Source organism: Halomonas sp. BM-2019, assembly GCF_017584085.1.
The window spans coordinates 3069638-3085837 of sequence record NZ_CP071922.1 but is presented as its reverse complement, the minus strand read 5'-3'; the positions used below and the strand labels follow the sequence as shown (position 1 = coordinate 3085837).

Annotated in this window: 14 protein-coding genes and 2 pseudogenes; 7 read left to right on the top strand and 9 right to left on the bottom strand. The window is 68.8% G+C overall.

The annotated features are described in order from the left end of the window. From J5F18_RS15405 to J5F18_RS15385, 5 genes and pseudogenes are all read right to left on the bottom strand, one after another. A pseudogene (locus J5F18_RS15405) lies at positions 1 to 274 on the bottom strand (hypothetical protein); the annotation flags it as partial. Between the two features lie 62 nt (positions 275 to 336). Continuing rightward, positions 337 to 1851 carry a PilZ domain-containing protein gene (locus J5F18_RS15400; RefSeq protein WP_346299442.1) on the bottom strand — a complete coding sequence of 505 codons (1515 nt, stop codon included), beginning with the start codon at positions 1849 to 1851 and terminating at the stop codon, positions 337 to 339. Positions 1852 to 1868: 17 nt separating this feature from the next. Continuing rightward, positions 1869 to 3806 (bottom strand): glycosyltransferase, encoded by a 1938-nt coding sequence (locus tag J5F18_RS15395; protein ID WP_346299441.1) that lies wholly within the window; start codon positions 3804 to 3806, stop codon positions 1869 to 1871. A 9-nt stretch (positions 3807 to 3815) separates the two neighbouring features. Beyond that, positions 3816 to 5162 carry a UDP-glucose/GDP-mannose dehydrogenase family protein gene (locus tag J5F18_RS15390; RefSeq protein ID WP_346299440.1) on the bottom strand — a complete coding sequence of 449 codons (1347 nt, stop codon included), beginning with the start codon at positions 5160 to 5162 and terminating at the stop codon, positions 3816 to 3818. A gap of 489 nt (positions 5163 to 5651) precedes the next feature. Beyond that, entirely contained in the window at positions 5652 to 7151 is a 1500-nt protein-coding gene (locus tag J5F18_RS15385; RefSeq protein ID WP_346299439.1) for a RimK family protein, read from the bottom strand. Positions 7152 to 7315: 164 nt separating this feature from the next. Between J5F18_RS15385 and J5F18_RS15380 the strand changes: the two genes are divergently transcribed. The 4 genes from J5F18_RS15380 to pepN all read left to right on the top strand — a co-directional run bounded on the left by J5F18_RS15380 (position 7316) and on the right by pepN (position 11591). After that, positions 7316 to 7816, top strand: coding sequence for an N-acetyltransferase (locus J5F18_RS15380; RefSeq protein ID WP_346299438.1), 501 nt, complete (start codon positions 7316 to 7318; stop codon positions 7814 to 7816). A 43-nt stretch (positions 7817 to 7859) separates the two neighbouring features. Beyond that, on the top strand, positions 7860 to 8345 hold the full coding sequence (locus J5F18_RS15375) for a YajQ family cyclic di-GMP-binding protein (protein ID WP_346299437.1): 486 nt from the start codon (positions 7860 to 7862) through the stop codon (positions 8343 to 8345). 150 nt (positions 8346 to 8495) lie between these two features. Further along, positions 8496 to 8876 (top strand): YbaN family protein, encoded by a 381-nt coding sequence (locus J5F18_RS15370; protein ID WP_346299436.1) that lies wholly within the window; start codon positions 8496 to 8498, stop codon positions 8874 to 8876. 81 nt (positions 8877 to 8957) lie between these two features. After that, positions 8958 to 11591 (top strand): aminopeptidase N, encoded by a 2634-nt coding sequence (gene pepN, locus J5F18_RS15365; protein WP_346299435.1) that lies wholly within the window; start codon positions 8958 to 8960, stop codon positions 11589 to 11591. Between the two features lie 251 nt (positions 11592 to 11842). On the opposite strand, the gene J5F18_RS15360 is transcribed toward pepN, so the two are convergent. From J5F18_RS15360 to J5F18_RS15345, 4 genes are read right to left on the bottom strand one after another with little or no spacing between them, the layout of a single operon-like run. Continuing rightward, complete coding sequence (locus tag J5F18_RS15360; RefSeq protein ID WP_346299434.1) at positions 11843 to 12130, bottom strand: hypothetical protein; 288 nt, start codon at positions 12128 to 12130, stop codon at positions 11843 to 11845. 16 nt (positions 12131 to 12146) lie between these two features. Further along, positions 12147 to 12533 (bottom strand): CBS domain-containing protein, encoded by a 387-nt coding sequence (locus tag J5F18_RS15355; protein WP_346299433.1) that lies wholly within the window; start codon positions 12531 to 12533, stop codon positions 12147 to 12149. 52 nt (positions 12534 to 12585) lie between these two features. Further along, on the bottom strand, positions 12586 to 12936 hold the full coding sequence (locus J5F18_RS15350; protein ID WP_346299432.1) for a transcriptional regulator: 351 nt from the start codon (positions 12934 to 12936) through the stop codon (positions 12586 to 12588). After that, the gene (locus J5F18_RS15345) at positions 12933 to 14429 is read right to left on the bottom strand and encodes a DUF1538 domain-containing protein (protein WP_346299431.1); all 1497 of its coding nucleotides are present in this window, start codon (positions 14427 to 14429) and stop codon (positions 12933 to 12935) included. Before J5F18_RS15345 ends, J5F18_RS15350 begins: the two co-directional genes overlap by 4 nt. Positions 14430 to 14634: 205 nt before the next feature. Between J5F18_RS15345 and J5F18_RS15340 the strand changes: the two genes are divergently transcribed. The 3 genes and pseudogenes from J5F18_RS15340 to J5F18_RS15330 all read left to right on the top strand — a co-directional run. Then, on the top strand, positions 14635 to 15231 hold the full coding sequence (locus J5F18_RS15340; protein ID WP_346299430.1) for a LemA family protein: 597 nt from the start codon (positions 14635 to 14637) through the stop codon (positions 15229 to 15231). 13 nt (positions 15232 to 15244) lie between these two features. Beyond that, positions 15245 to 15802, top strand: a pseudogene (locus J5F18_RS15335) (M48 family metalloprotease); the annotation flags it as partial. Positions 15803 to 15926: 124 nt separating this feature from the next. Beyond that, positions 15927 to 16200: M48 family metalloprotease (locus tag J5F18_RS15330; RefSeq protein ID WP_346302253.1), on the top strand; the 274-nt coding region annotated here is incomplete at its 3' end.

Genomic DNA, 16200 nt, shown 5'->3' with positions numbered 1-16200 from the left:
CGAGGCGCTGGACGTTCTTCTCGGTGCCCCAGTGGCGATGGGTGGCGAAGCCCTCGCGGATCGCCTCGTGGCCCCCGGCTGCGGCGCCGGGGCGCGGGGCGTCGACCTCGACGTAGCGGGTCGAGCAGGACTCGACCGCGGGAATCCTCGGCGGGGCCTCGCCCTCGCCCTCGGCCAGTGCGGTGGCCGGGGCCAAGGCCGACGCCAGCCCCGCCAGGGCGAGGCAGGCGGCGCGCTGCGCGCCTGGAGAGGGGGAAAGGGGGTGCTGTGACATGCTGCCTCCTCGGGGATGCCCCCGCGGCCGTGCCGCGGCGGCGGGGTGGGGGGTGTCTCCTGTCAGGCGTCGTCTTCCTGCATGGCGGCCCGGTAGATGCGGTCGCCGAACTGGATCACCGCGCGGGCGCCCTGCCAGACCCACTCGGCGGTGGCGCCCAGCAGCGGCGCATCGGTGAAGCGCACGTCCACCGGCTGGCCGACGCTCTGGGCGGGCAGGTCCGTTTCAGGGACCAGCAGCACGCTGGCCACGTTCTGCTGCTGGCGGACCCAGTTGGGGAAGCCGGCCCGCGGCTGGCGCTCCACGTCCAGGGCGACGTTGCGCACCCGGGCGCGGATCGGCCCCGAGGCGTCGGGCAGCGAGAGGTAGGCGGTCTGGTTGGGCTCGATGCGGGCGATGTCGTTCATGTGCACCAGCGCCTCGACCAGCACGTCATCCTCGCCGGTGCGGATCAGCGTCATGATCCGCTCGCCCTGGTTGATGTAGGTGCCGTCGGCGCTGGAGAGCGCCCAGGCCACCAGGCAGTCGCAGGGGCTGTAGATCTCGTTGCTGGCCTGGCGTGCCTGCAGGGCGGTGATCCGCGAGCTCTCGTAGTCGCGGGCCGTCTCGAACTGCTCGATGCGCGCCCGGGCGATCTCCGGAGAGACCGACTCGAAGGAGAGGGTGTCGCCGCTGGCCGGCTGGGAGGAGTTGGCCAGGCTTACCTCCTCGCTGCCCGAGTCGAGGTGCTCGCGCAGGTTCTCGATCAGGCGGTCGTTGTAGCGCTGGGCCGCCTCGGCCAGGATCAGGTCCGACTCCAGATCGCTGTCCTCGACCCGGGTGAGCAGGGCGTCCCGCTCGACCCGGTCGCCGGCCTGCAGCTCGTGGGCCCCCAGGATGCCGGCCCCGGGGGCGCTGATGTCGATGCGCGGCGCGGTCACCGCGGCGAAGCTCGGCTCGATCATCATGAAGTTGCGGTAGGCAGTGGCGGCCACCACCAGTCCCAGCAGGCCGATGGCGGCGAACAGCAGCGCGTAGCGGCGCCTGGCGCGCCGCGGGCGTGAGGCGGGCAGCGGCTGGCTCACCCCGGCCTGGCGCTGGCGTGGCGTCTGGGGGTCCTCGCCGGCCATCATCGCCTCGACGCTGGCGGTGCGTCCGCTCAGGCAGCTGCGGATCACCTGGCGCAGCAGCTCGCGGTGGCCCGGCTCGATGTCGGTGATCTCGAAGCCCGCCGTGTAGCCACGGCCGTCCCGATCCGGGGTGACGCGGCGGCAGCCGGCATGCACCGGGATGATCAGCTCGCTGGCCCCGGCGGTCATCAGCAGCGAGGCCCTGACCGGCTCGCCGGGGTGGAAGGGGTGCTCGCTGTGCAGCGCGAAGCCGCCTAGGGAGACATTGACCCCGGCCAGGGTGCGGCCGTCCGCCAGCCTCACCCGGAAGGGCGGGGAGACGCGGATATGGCGCCGCTCGTCGCGGCGTTCGTGATGGAGCCGGTCACCGCGGGCCTGGCGCTCGTGCTCCCGGGCGCCCCCGGGCACATCGCCGAGGGTCGGTTCGTGTCGATCCTGATCGCGGGGATCGGAAAAATGGTCAGCCATCCGTTGGTTCTCCTTGCTCAGGGGCCGGCCGTCTTCACGGCGTCCATGACGGGGTCGGGCTCGACCCTGAGGCGTACGTTGACGAGGGTCAGTCGCTGCTGGTCCAGGGTCAGGGTGCAGCCCGCGTCGGGGGGGCAGCCTGTGGTCTCGGCCAGGGGCGCTCCATCCGGGCCCGTGATGCGCTCGGCGACCCCGGGGGTCAGGGAGAGGGTGCTGGCGAGCCGGCCGTCGGCGCCGTCGATGCGCTCGGCGCGCACGGGCTTCTGGGCCAGGCGGTCGAGCAGGGCCTCGTTGACCCGCAGCTCACCCTCGGGAAGCCGCACGCTGCCGCCCTCGGGCACGGTCGTGGCCACCTGGGCGAGCCAGCGGTTGGCGTTCTCGGCGGGCGCCTCGGCCCCGTTGCCCTGGTCCCGGGCGATGGCCAGCGACATCCGGTCGGGGGGCTTAAGCACCCCGGTGGTGAGCACCAGCACGAAGAGCAGCGCGCCGTAGGCGAAGCCGTGCAGCACATGGCCCATGCGGCGCTGACGGCGGACGGCGACCGGGTCGTCGGGCTCGCCGGCGGAGATCCCCTGGCGCGACCACTTCTGGCGGTTGAAGCGGAAGCTCACGTAGGTCTTGAGGATCGCCCCCCACACCTGGTTGTAGTAGATCAGCGGGATCCACAGCAGGCTGTAGCGTCCCCGCTGCCAGGCCAGGATCAGGGTGGCGATGCCGCGGGTGAAGAGGATCCACAGCAGGTAGGCGAACAGGAACGAGGGACGCACGAACAGCGTCACCAGCAACACCACCGTGGGGCCGATCAGGGTGGTCCACATGGAGAGCCGCTGGTCGACCAGGCTCCACCAGGCGAACAGCCCCATGGGGCGGGGCCCGAGGGCGATGGCGCGATTGCTGGTGCGCAGCATGTTGCCGTACCAGCGCCGCATCAGGTCGGTGGTGGAGGCGAAGAAGCGCCGGCGGTCGGGCAGCTCCTCGTAGCCCGAGACGTAGACGTCGGGGATATAGCGCATCCGCCAGCCGTTCTTCAGCAGCCAGAACCAGGTCGACTTGTCGTCCCCGGAGAGGAACTTGAAGCGGCCGAAGCGCCAGTGCTCGACCTGGTCGTTCTCGACCAGGTCGATGAAGTCCGGCTGCACCGCCAGGTCGGCGCGGAAGGCGCTGTAGCGGCCGGTGAGCACCAGCAGCCGCCGGGAGACCGACAGCGAGCTCATCACCAGGTGGCGCTGGGCATAGCGCAGGTCATACCACTCGCGGGTGGCATCGTTGCCGGTGACGATGGCGCTGTTGTTGGTGGTGAGGGCGCCGAGCCCAGGGTCGGCCTGGAAGAACGACAGCGAACGCTCGAGGGTGCCAGGCTCCAGGCGGATGTCGCCATCCATGGAGACCAGCAGGGAACCCGGCGCGGGCAGTCGACGCGAGATCGCCCGCAGCACCTCGGCCATGGCGGAGCGCTTGCCGTCCCCCTTCTGGAACATGTAGCGGACCTCGACGTGGTCGGGCCAGCCGTGGTCGTCCAGCACGTGGGTGATCACGTCGACGTCGGTGCGATCCGAGATCGAGGCGAACAGCACCGTGGGCACCCCGTAGTCGACCAGCTCGCGCAGCAGGGCGTCGTAGACCCGGAAGTTCACCTCGCCCTCGATGCGGTAGGAGGTGCAGAGCACGTAGAGCTCCGGCGGCCGGGAGTGCTCGGCTGCCGCGTCCGCCTCGGCGCGCAGGCGCGGGAAGATGCGCCGGTTGTACCAGGTCGAGCGCACGGCCTGGACCAGCCACCAGCTGTAGCGCCAGGCGCCCACGGCCCCGATGGCGAAGAAGAAGCTCTTCGACTCCGGGCTGAAGACCTCCGCGGGGAGCTCAGTGATGATCACCACCAGGGCGGCCAGCATCAGCAGCAGGGTGGTGAGTTCCGTCACCCGGCTGGCGACGGAGCGATCGACGGGTGGTCTCGACATCACGCTGCCTCAGGCCAGGACGGGGCGCACGGAGTCACCCCGGCCGATGGCGTAGTAGGCGAGCCCGGCGGCCTTGACGCTCTCGGGGGAGAAGAGGTTGCGGCCGTCGATCACCACCGGCTCGCGCAGGGTCTCGCGCAGGCGGGCGAAGTCGACGGTGCGAAAGGCCTTCCACTCGGTGCAGATCACCAGCGCATGGGCGCCCTCCAGGGCCTCGTCGCGGCGCGCGCAGAGCGCGAGGTCGTCGCGCTCGCCGTAGAGCCGGCGACACTCCTCGGTGGCCTCGGGGTCGAAGGCCTGGACCCGGGCACCGGCCTCCCACAGCGCCTCCATCAGCGCGCGACTCGGCGCCTCGCGCATGTCGTCGGTGTTGGGCTTGAAGGCCAGTCCCCACAGGGCGATGGTCTTGCCGGCCAACTGGCCGTCGAAGGCCTCGCACACCTTCTCGAACAATCGGCCCTTCTGGCGGGCGTTGACCCGCTCCACCGCGCCGATCATCTCGGCGGGATAGCCGGCCGCCTCGGCGGTGTGGGCCAGCGCCTTAACGTCCTTGGGGAAGCAGGAGCCGCCGTAGCCGCAGCCGGGGTAGATGAAGTGGTAGCCGATGCGCGGGTCCGAGCCGATGCCGTGGCGTACCTCCTCGATATCGGCGCCCAGGCGCTCGGCGAGGTTGGCGATCTCGTTGATGAAACTGATCTTGGTGGCGAGCATGGCGTTGGCCGCGTACTTGGTCAGCTCGGCGCTGCGCACTGTCATGAACATCAGCTTGTCGCGCTGGCGGTTGTAGGGGCCGTAGCACTCGCGCATGGCCTGCCTTACCCGCTCCGACTCGGTGCCGACCACGATGCGCGAGCCCCGCGAGAAGTCCTCGATGGCCGCGCCCTCCTTGAGGAATTCCGGGTTGGAGCAGACATCGAAATCGCGCGCCTCGCCGCGACGGTCGAGCGCGGCGGCGACCACCCGCTCCACCTTGCTGGCGGTGCCCACCGGCACCGTCGACTTGTTGACGATGATCCGGTAGTCAGTCATGTGCTGGCCGATGGTCTCGGCGACCTTGAGCACGTGGCGCAGATCGGCGCTGCCGTCCTCGTCGGAGGGGGTGCCCACGGCGATGAACTGCAGCAGCCCGAAGGCCACGCCCTCGGCGGGGTCGGTGGTGAAGCGCAGGCGACCGGCGGTCTGGTTCTGGCGGATCAGGCTCTCGAGGCCGGGCTCGAAGATCGGCACCTCGCCGTCGTTGAGTCGGGCGACCTTGTCGGCGTCCACGTCGACGCAGATGACATCGTGGCCGACATCCGCCAGGCAGGCGCCGGTCACCAGTCCTACATAGCCGGAACCGAAGATGGTAATCCTCATGGTCGTCGTTGCTCCTTGCTCGGGGGCCTCTCCATGCGTGTCGCACCCAACCCTCGCCCAAGGTGGCGAGCGGTGGTACGAAAGGGGCCGTATCGTGTTGGGCATGCGGTCAGTCCCTGCAGCAACAATCGGGCCAGGCAATCCAGCCCCTTGCAGATCAGGGAGTTGAGAGAGATAGGGGAAAGGCGTCGCCACCGAGCCACGCCCGGAGTGTCGCCTGGTGGCAACAGAATCGGCGTGAATCGAGAGAAGGGAGCTATATCAGGAGGTTGCGATGTTGCCAGTTGGCAACGGTCAGGGTGCCTTGAGCTTCAAGTGGTTGAAATGAAAGAGAGTGAGGGTGCGCGCGGCTCAATGGTCGATGCCGCGACGCGCCTGGACGCCGGCGTTGAAGGCGTGGCGCACCTCCTGCATCTCGGACTCCGTTCTGAAGGGTTTGTCAAAGTGAAGAGTCTGCGCGAGACGGCCCGCGGCGTCGGCCGTACCCGCTCAGCTCCCTTGGCGCACCCGCGCCTCCATGCGCGAGAGGAATACCCCCATGATGCGCTCATAGAGGTCGCGGCCGAGCACCGCATCCTCGATGCCCGCATCCACGTTGGGGTTGTCGTTGACCTCGATCACCACCACCCGGTCGCCGGCCTGCTTGAGATCGACCCCGTAGAAGCCATTGCCGATCAGCCGGCAGGCCCTGAGCGCGGCCTTGATCACCCCCGGCGGCGCCTCGGCGGGGTCGTGGGTGGTGAAGCCGCCGCTCTTCACCCGGGCGCCGGAGTGGTCGTAGATCTGCCAGTGGCCGCGGGCCATGTAGTAGCGGCTGGCGAAGAGCACCCGGCCATCCAGCACCCCGATGCGCCAGTCGTAGTCGGTGGGCAGCCACTCCTGGAGCAGCAGCAAGGCGGAATCGCGGAACAGGCGGGCGGCCTCGCGCTCCAGCTGGGCCCGGTCGGTCACCTTGACCACCCCGCGGGAGAAGGCGCCGTCCGGCACCTTGAGCACCAGCGGGAAGACGAGGTGGCCGAGGCGCTCGGCCAGCGGCCGGCGGTCGCCGCGCTGCAGCAGCACGCCCTCGGGCGCCGGGACCCCGCGGGCCCGCAGCAGGGCGTGCAGGTAGACCTTGTTGGTGCAGCGCAGGATGTCCCGGGGCGAATCGATTACCACCAGCCCCTCGTGCTCGGCGCGCCGCGCCATGCGGTAGGTGTGGTGGTCGAGCGCCGTGGTCTCACGGATGAACAGGCCGTCAAATTCGGCGAGCCGCCCGGCGTCGCGACGGGTGATCAGCGAGACGTCGATGCCCTGCCGGCGCCCGGCGCGAATGAAGGCCTTGAGGGCCGCGCGGTTGCTGGGGGGCATGGCCTCCTTCGGGTCCACCAGGATTGCCAGGTCGAAGCGGTAGCGCCGGCGCGCCTTCGGGGTGCGCCACACCTGGCGAGAGTGGTGGTTCAGGGCGCTGGCGAAGAGATCCTGTTCGTCCGTGCCCAGGTCGCGCAGCCGCAGGGGCCTCAGGCGGGCCAGCCGCCACAGGTCGTGGCGCCGCACCAGCCGGGCCTCCAGCAGCGGGCAGGGCAGGCGCTCGAAGAGCTTGCGGGCCAGGCGCTCCAGGCCGGGTGCCTGGCACTCGCCGAACATCACCCGCAGGGTCAGGCTGTCGCCGGGCAGGGCGCCCTCCCGGGCCAGCTCGCCGAGCAGCGGCGCCAGGGTGTCGAGCTGCAGGTCGATAAGCGCCTTACGGGAGAGCTCGTTGAGGGTCTCCACCGTGGGCAGCACCCGATGGCCGCGGGCCTGGGCCAGGAGCGAGACGTAGTAGCCGCTGCCCAGGTAGTCGAGCTCGCCGCACAGGTTGAGCACATGGGTGGTGCGGTCCTGCTGCTCCTCCGCGACGCGATGGCGACGATCCTGGGCCAGGAAGTCGGCGGCGGTGATCAGGTCCTCGGAGGGGTAGTAGGGCTGCCAGTCGTCGAGCCGGTCGACGACGATTCGCAAGGGGCACATGGGGCGCTTTCCGGACAGGGAAATGGGGAGGACGACGCGCCCAGCATGGGGCAGGGTGGCTCGACGGGCAATCGGCCGCCAGGGTGAAAAGATTTCATGTTCCGGGCCACTGACAGCCGAGGCCTGGCTGCGCAGAATCATCGCCATCGACCCAGGAGTCTTCCATGACCACCCGACTGCGTCCGGCCACCCCCCACGACCTGGATGCTCTGAATCGCCTGGAGCAGAGTGCCTTCGAGGGTGACCACTTCAGCCGTCGCCAGCTCTGGCATCTTCTCAACCGTGCCCACGCCGCGACCTGGGTGATCGAGCGCGAGCCTGAAGGGCGCACGCCGGCCCGCCTGCTGGGCTACGGCACCCTGCTCTTTCGCCATGGCAGCCGCCGGGCGCGGCTCTATTCCTTCTGCGTGCACCCCGAGGCTCGGGGCCGGGGGCTGGGCCGCCATCTGCTCGAGACCCTGGAGGCCGCTGCCCGGGCGCGCCGCAGCGAGTGCCTTGGCCTCGAGGTTCGCGCGGACAACCGAGTGGCACTAAGGCTCTATCGGCGCATGGGCTTTCGCCTCGAGCGCTGGCTTCCGGACTACTACGAGGACGGCTGCGCTGGCTGGCAGATGGTCAAGTCCCTCGGGGCGCCCTCGACAGGCGCGGCCACCGCCGCGGGCTGATAGAATCGGCGGGCAACCGATCCACCCACTCACAGGACAAGCCATGCCCTCCTTCGATATCGTTTCCGAATTCGACGGCCACGAGGCCAGCAACGCCGTGGACCAGGCCAATCGCGAGGTCCAGTCCCGCTTCGATTTCAAGGGCGTCACCGCCAGCTTCGAGCTCAGCGGCGAGACCGTCTCACTGGAGGCCGAAGTGGACTTCCAGCTCAAGCAGATGCTCGACGTGCTGCGCGGAAAGCTGATCAGTCGCGGCATCGACGCCCGCTGCATGGACGTCCAGGAGCCGGTGCTCTCAGGGGTGCGTGCCCGCCAGGAGGTGATCCTCAAGCAGGGCCTCGACCAGAAGGAGGCCAAGGAGATCGTCAAGCGCATCAAGGAGTCCAAGCTCAAGGTGCAGGCGCAGATCCAGGGCGAGAAGGTGCGCGTCACCGGCAAGAAGCGCGATGATCTCCAGGCGGTGATGGCGCTGCTGCGCGGCGAACAGGGCCCCGACCTGCCGCTGCAGTTCGACAACTTCCGCGACTGAACTCCACGGCGCCGGGCTTAGGCCGGTGCCGCCCCGGCCTGCGGTCGAGGTCGAAATAGCTCGCCCTGCCTGCCCGCCATAGCCCATCGCGATTGGCCAGCCGTGCCGGGTTGCGCTTCAATGGAGGTATCGCGACGCAGGGAGTGCCCGATGTCCTCGATTCGCCGCCTGTTCTTCCTTGCCATCGCCTGGGTGAGTTTCGGCCTGGGCGTGATCGGCGTCTTCGTGCCGCTGATGCCGACCACCTGCTTCATGCTGCTGGCGGTGTGGGCCGCCTCGAAGGGCTCGCCGCGCTTCGCCCTGTGGATCCGCGAGCATCCGCGCTTCGGCCCCACGGTGGTGGCCTGGGAGGGCGAGCGGGCCATTCCCCGCCATGCCAAGTATCTGGCCGCCGCCATGCTGGTCTTCTCCATGCTGGTCCTGGCCCTCACCGTGGGCATCCTGTGGCTCAAGCTGGCGCTGATCGGCGGCCTGGCGCTGCTCGGGCTGTGGATCCTCACCCGTCCGGAACCCCTCCTGGGTCGGTCGTGACACCACTTTGAGCGATGCCACTTTGAGACGGGGGGCGCCGACGCCGTACAATGGTGTCCATTTCCGACAGGAGCATGCCGAATGTCCGACCCCCAGCCGACTCGCCTGAGCGACTACCGTCCCCCCGCCTACCGCATTATCCGCACCGAGTTGACCGTCGACCTCGACCCGGCCGCAACCCGGGTCAAGGCGAGCCTGCACCTGGAGCGCCACCCGGAGCGCGAGGCCGGCGAGCCGCTGAGACTGGACGGCGAACGGCTGGCCCTCAAGGCCATCGCCCTCGACGGTCAGCCCCTGGAGGCGGACGAGTATGCGCTCACCGACGTCGGGCTGACCGTGCATCGGGTGCCCGAGGCGTTCCGGCTCGATACCGAGGTGGAGATCGCCCCCGAGGCCAATACCGCCCTGGAGGGGCTCTACCAGTCGAACGGCATGTACTGCACCCAGTGCGAGGCCGAGGGCTTCCGGCGCATCACCTTCTACCCGGATCGTCCCGACGTGATGGCTCCCTTCACCACCACGGTGATCGGCGACGCCGCGCGCGAGCCGGTGCTGCTCTCCAACGGTAACCCGGTGGAGCGCGGCAGTCTGCCGAACGGCCGCCACTTCGTCACCTGGGAGGACCCGCACCCCAAGCCCAGCTACCTGTTCGCCCTGGTGGCCGGCGACCTGAAGAAGGTCGAGGACTGCTTCACCACCGCCAGCGGCCGCGAGGTGACCCTGCAGATCTGGGTCGAGGAGGAGAACCTCGGCAAGACCGACCACGCCATGGCCTCGCTGAAGCGCGCCATGACCTGGGACGAGGTGGCCTACGGGCGCGAGTACGACCTCGACCTCTTCATGATCGTGGCGGTCAACGACTTCAACATGGGCGCCATGGAGAACAAGGGGCTCAACATCTTCAACTCGGCGGCGGTGCTGACCCACCCGCATACCGCCACCGATGCGGCCTTCCAACGGGTCGAGAGCATCGTCGCCCACGAGTACTTCCACAACTGGTCCGGCAACCGGGTGACCTGCCGCGACTGGTTCCAGCTCTCCCTGAAGGAGGGCTTCACCGTCTTCCGCGACCAGTGCTTCTCCGCCGATACCAACTCGGCCCCGGTCAAGCGCATCGAGGACATCTCCTTCTTCCGCACCGCCCAGTTTGCCGAGGACGCCGGTCCCACCGCCCACCCGGTGCGCCCGGATCACTACATCGAGATCGGCAACTTCTACACCCTGACCATCTACGAGAAGGGCGCCGAGGTGGTGCGCATGCTGGCCAACCTGGTGGGAGAGGCGGCCTTCCGCCGTGGCAGCGACCGCTACTTCGAGCGCTTCGACGGCCAGGCGGTGACCATCGAGGACTTCGTCGGCTGCATGGCCGAGGCCTCTGGCCTCGACCTCACCCAGTTCATGCGCTGGTATGACCAGGCCGGCACGCCTGAGATTGACGCCTTCGGCGAGTACGACTACGCCCGCGCCGAGTATCGCTTGAGGCTGGTCCAGCGAACCCCGGCCACCCCGGGCCAGCCGGAAAAACTCCCCCTGCATATCCCCGTTCACCTGGGCCTGGTGGGCACCAAGAGCGGCCGCGACCTGCCGCTGACCCTGGACGGCGAGTCGCTGGGCACGGATGCGGTGATCCACCTGCGCGAGGCCGAGCAGGATCTCCTCTTCACCGACGTCGCCGAGGCGCCTGTGCCCTCGCTCTTGCGCGGCTTCTCGGCCCCGGTCAAGCTGCGCTTCCCTTACGGGCGCGAGGACCTGGCCTTCCTGCTGGCCAACGACTCCGATGGCTTCAATCGCTGGGACGCCGGCCAGCGCCTGGCGCTGCTGGCCCTGGACGACCTGATTGCCGCCCATCGCAACGGGGTCGAGAAGGTGATGGACGGTCGGGTGATCGAGGCCTTCCGTGGCCTGCTCAGCAGTGAGCCCGACGACAAGGCGGTGCTGGCCGAGATGCTGACCCTGCCCAGCGAGGCCTATATCGCCGAGCAGCAGCCGCTGGTGGACGTGGACGCCATCCACGCCGCGCGCAACTTCGTCGAGCAGGGGCTGGCCCTGGCGCTGCGCGACGACTTCCTGCGGGTCTATCGGGACAACCGGCTCGACGAGCCCTATGCGCCCACCCCCGAGCAGATCGCCCGGCGTAGCCTGAAGAACGTGGCGCTCTCCTACCTGATGGCCATCGAGGACGAGGAGGGCATCGAGCTCACCCGCGAGCAGTTCGCCGCCGACCACAACATGACCGACGTGCGTCACGCCCTGACCCTGCTCAGCCACAGCAGCCGCGACGACCTCAGCGAGCCGGCGCTCAAGGCCTTCGGCGAGACCTGGGCCCATGATCCGCTGGTGATGGACCAGTGGTTCGCCATCCAGGTGACCCGCCCCCAGCCCGACGTGCTGGATCGCGTCGAGTTCTTGATGGCGCACCCGGCCTTCTCGCTGAAGAACCCCAACAAGGTCCGCGCCCTGATCGGCACCTTCGCCGGCCAGAATCGGGTCAACTTCCACCGCCTCGACGGCGCGGGCTACCGCCTGCTGGCCGACGTGGTGATCGAGCTCAACCGCCTCAACCCGGAGATCGCCGCGCGCATCATTACCCCGCTGACCCGCTGGGCGCGCTTCGACGAGACCCGCCAGGCGCTGATGAAGGGCGAGCTCGAGCGCATCCGCGCCGAGGAGCTCTCCCCGAATGTCTATGAGGTGGTGGAGAAAGCCCTGGCCTGATCACCGTGTGGCAAACAGACAGGGTTTTTCGCACTTTGGCGTAACTTGCCTAGTGGGAGGGCGGCTCTGCCGCGCGAATGGCGCCGAAGGCGCCCTAGCGGTGCCTCCTCGCTCCAGTTGACACCTCGGGAAGGCCTACGGCCTCCATTCGTCGAAGCGTCGAACCGCCGGGAACCCCGGCCTCCTTCGAGCCACTGCCGAATGGATTCGTGGAAAACCAATGCAAATCGCCGCCCCTCGGGGCGGTGATTTCAATAGATCAGCCAGCTCAGCACCGTCACCCCCAGCAGCCACCAGATCAGGGTGGCGAAGAGGGCGCGGCGCATCAGCGCCCGGAAGCCCTTCCACAGCAGCCAGAGCCCGATCACCAGCACCCCCAGGCTGACCAGAGAGGGCGAGATGCCCAGGGACCCGGCCAGGCCCTCCAGGAAGCCGCGGGCGGAGTCGCCGAGATTGGCGAAGAAACCGGTCAGCAGGCCGACCACGAAGCGGATGATCTCGCCCAGCGTCCTGCCGGCCCAGGTAAAGAACTCTTCCATGTTCAGCGGGCTCCCGTCACTCGATGAGGTCGAGAACCGTACCCACGATATCGTCCATGGTCACCAGGCCCAGCAGGCGGTTGTCCTCCAGCACCAGCACGCGCTTGACGATGCTGTCGGTCATCAGCCGCGCCACATGGCGGACATCCAGGGACTCGCCGACGCCGATGGCGGGCTTGGCGCAGACGTCGTAGACGTTGATCAGGTCGATATCGCCGTTCTCCGCGACGATGGTCTTGAGGATATTGGTGTAGGTGATCAGCCCCCAGGCGTCGTGGGGATCCTGCTGCTCCACCACCAGGCTCTTGAGGTTGTGCTGCTTCATCAGCGCCAGGGCGTCGCGCAGGGTGGCGAAGGGCGACACCGTCACCACGTCGCGCATCATGATGTCCTTGACCAGCATGCTCTCTCTCCGTTGGGTAGGCGCCCTCGGCTCGGCGTCGGGCGGGGAGTGCTCAGATATCGTGGCGGATGCGCTCCTCGAAGCGCTTCACCTGCGCCATGTCGATGCCGCCCAGGTGCTCCACCGGCAGGGTCATCACCAGGCCCTTGGAGCCCTCTCCCGTGGGGTTGAGGATCTGGCGAATCGCCTTGAGCACCCGGAGCGACAGCCCCTTCTCCAGGGTCAGCAGCATGATGCTCTGGCTGCCCTCGAAGGTGAGGCCGAAGAAGGTCTTCTTGCGCTCGCCGCCGATGCCGCGGCCCGACAGCAGCGTCATCCCCGCGGCGCCGGCCTCAGTGGCGGCGTCGATGCACTCCTGCTCCAGCTCTTCGGGCACGATGGCCACCAGCAGGGAAAACTTCATGATCTCTTCTCTCTCCAGTGGGCCAGCCGTTCCATCAGGATGGCATAGCTCATCACGGTCACGATAGGGAAGACCGAGGTAAACACCAGCAGGCCGAAGCCGTCGATCAGCACGCTGCGCCCCTCGATCTGACTGGCCAGGCCGATACCCAGGGCGGTGACCAGGGGAACGGTGACGGCCGATGCGGATACGCCACCGAGGTCGAAGGCCAGCGCCCTGATATAGCGAGGTGCCAGGTAGGTCAGCAGCAGGACAGTACAGTAGCCAATCGCGACATACAGCGGCAAGGAGTGTCCGCTGATGATGCGATGGGTCCCGATGGTGATGCCGATGGCCACGCCGAGGGCGACCAGGATGCGGATGACGCTGCCCTGGATCTTGCCGGCGGCGGCCTCCTCGGCCTGCTGGCCCACGGCGATCAGCGCCGGCTCCGCCATGGTGGTGGCGAAGCCGATGGCGAAGGCGAACAGGTAGACCCAGAGCCAGGTGTCGAAGGTGATCAGCTGCTCCGCCATGCGCTCGCCGATGGGGAAGAGCCCGAGCTTGAGGCCCACCACGAAGGCGTAGAGGCCGACGATCACCAGGGCGAAGCCCACCCCCACCTTGACGGGGCTGGCCAGGGAGCGGCGCAAGACGGCGTACTGGAAGAACAGGATCACCAGGATGATCGGCAGCACGTCGCGCAGCATGCCGAAGAGGTCCAGCAGCATCACCAGGGGGCCGGAGGGGGCCTCGGTCTCGCCCTCCAGCCCCACCAGGGCGGCGCCGTTGGCGATCTGGCCGGGGTCGGCGTAGGTCAGGATGCCGTAGAGCTGCACGCTGATCATGGGGGCCACGACCACCATGGCGACCAGACCAAAGCCGTCGATCAGCGGGTTGCGCCCGCGGATGGAGGCGGCCAGGCCGATGCCCAGGGCGGCGATCAGCGGCACGGTCACCACGTTGGTCGTCACCGTGCCGGAATCGTAGGCGAGCCCGACGATCTCCTCCGGGGCGAAGAAGGTCACCGCGACCACCGTGATGTAGCCGACGATCATGTACCAGTGGATGGGGTGGCCGAGGATCACCCGGAAGACCCCCAGCGCCATGACCAGCCCCACCGAGCCGGCCACGATCAGCCGCAAAGTCAGGGCATCGATGCGCCCCTCGCTGATCTCGTAGGCCTGCTCGGCCACGGCGATCAGCGCCGGCTCCGCCACCACCGCCGAGAAGCCGATGGCGAAGCCGAAGGCCATCAGCAGCAGCATGGAGCCGCGCCGGGCGAACTGGTTGGCGAGCCGCTTGCCCACCGGAAAGATGCTGAGTTCGAGGCCCTGGAGGAAGAGCGCCACCCCGACGGCGACGATCAGCAGGCCGAAGGCGATGGCCAGGCCGCCCTCCGGCCACTCCCGGAACAGCAGGGCCTGGAAGGCCACCACCACCACGATGATCGGCGTCAGGTTGCGCAGGGCGTGGAGAAAGGCGTGGGCGAAGTCCCTGAGTTGTTCGGCCAAGTGCGGCTCCCTGAAGTGTCTCGTCGAACACCCGGTGGCGACCCCGGGAGGCCGGCCTGCTAGCCTTGAAGCTGTCCGTGCCGGGCCGGGGCGCTTCGATGATAGCATCAACCCCTGCCACGACATGAACCATGCCTGCATGAACCGGCTTGATGCAGGTCAAGCCGGCCGGTTCTCTTCCCTCTGCATCGACAAGGAGTCGACCATGGATCTCACGACCCTCCTGCCGCTGGTGGTGCTTGGCCTGCTGGTGGTCTACGCAGTCTCCGTCTACAACCGCCTGGTGGCCCTGAAGAACCGCTATCAGAATGCCTTCGCCCAGATCGAGGTGCAGCTCAAGCGCCGCTATGACCTGATCCCCAATCTGGTGGAGACCGCCCGGGCCTACATGAGCCATGAGCGCGAGACGCTGACCGCGGTGACCGAGGCGCGTAATGCCGCCGCGATCGGCCTCGAGCATGCCGCGGCCCGGCCCGGTGACCCCGGGGCCATGGCCGAGCTGGCCGGCGCCGAGGGGGCGCTGGGGGCGGCCCTCGGGCGGCTCAACGTGGTGATGGAGGCCTACCCCGACCTCAAGGCCTCGGAGAACATGCGCCAGCTCTCCGAGACCCTGACCAGCACCGAGAATCGCGTGGCCTTCGCCCGCCAGGCCTTCAACGACGCCGTGATGCAGTACAACACCTACAAGCAGAGCTTCCCCCCGGTGGTGATGGCGACCTCCTTCGGCCACAAGCAGGACGCCGCGCTGCTGGAGTTCGAGGACAGCGCCGAGATCCAGGCCGCGCCCCGCGTCAGCTTCTGAGCGGAGGGCGGCCATGGACTTCTTCTCCGCCCAGGATCGTGCCCGGCGCCAGACCGGCCGCCTCGTCGTGCTGCTGCTGCTGGCCGTGGCCGGGCTGATCGTCGCGGCCAGCGTACTGGTGGCGCTGGCCGTGGTGCTCTTCGATGGCCAGCTGGGGGGCAGCGACCCCCTGGCACGGGCCCTGGCCCCCGAGCTGTTCGGCTGGGTGGCGCTGGGGGTGGTGACCGTGGTGCTGGTCGGCGGCCTGCTGCGCCATCTGCAGCTGCGCGCCGGCGGCTCGGCGGTGGCCGAGGCGCTGGGGGGGCGTGCGCTCAATGCCGATACCCGCGATGCCGACGAGCGTCGGCTGCTCAACGTGGTGGAGGAGATGGCCATCGCCTCGGGCCTGCCGGTGCCGGCGGTCTACCTGCTCGAGGACGCCGCCATCAACGCCTTCGCCGCCGGCCACGAGCCTCACGATGCCGCCATCGGGGTGACCCGGGGCGCCATCGAGCATCTCGACCGCGACCAGCTGCAGGGAGTCATCGCCCACGAGTTCAGCCATATCCTGCACGGCGACATGCGCCTCAACCTGCGCCTGGTGGCGCTGCTCCACGGCATCCTGGTGATCGGCCTGATCGGCCAGCTGCTGCTGCGCAGCCTGGCCCTGGGTCGCCGCGGCCCATGTGGCCGTGCTCGGCCTGGGGGTGGCGCTGATGGGGGTGGGCTATGCCGGCACCCTCTGCGGCAACCTGATCAAGGCGGCGGTGAGCCGCCAGCGCGAGTTCCTGGCCGACGCCAGCGCCGTGCAGTATACCCGCAACCCCGAGGGGATCGGTGGCGCCCTCCAGACCCTCGCCGCCTACCGGCTCGGCTCGCGGCTGCTGTCGCCCCAGGCCGCCGAGTTCAGCCACCTCTACTTCGGCAGCGGGGTACGCGCGATGAGCCGCTGGACCGCCACCCACCCGCCCCTGGAGGCGCGCATTCGCC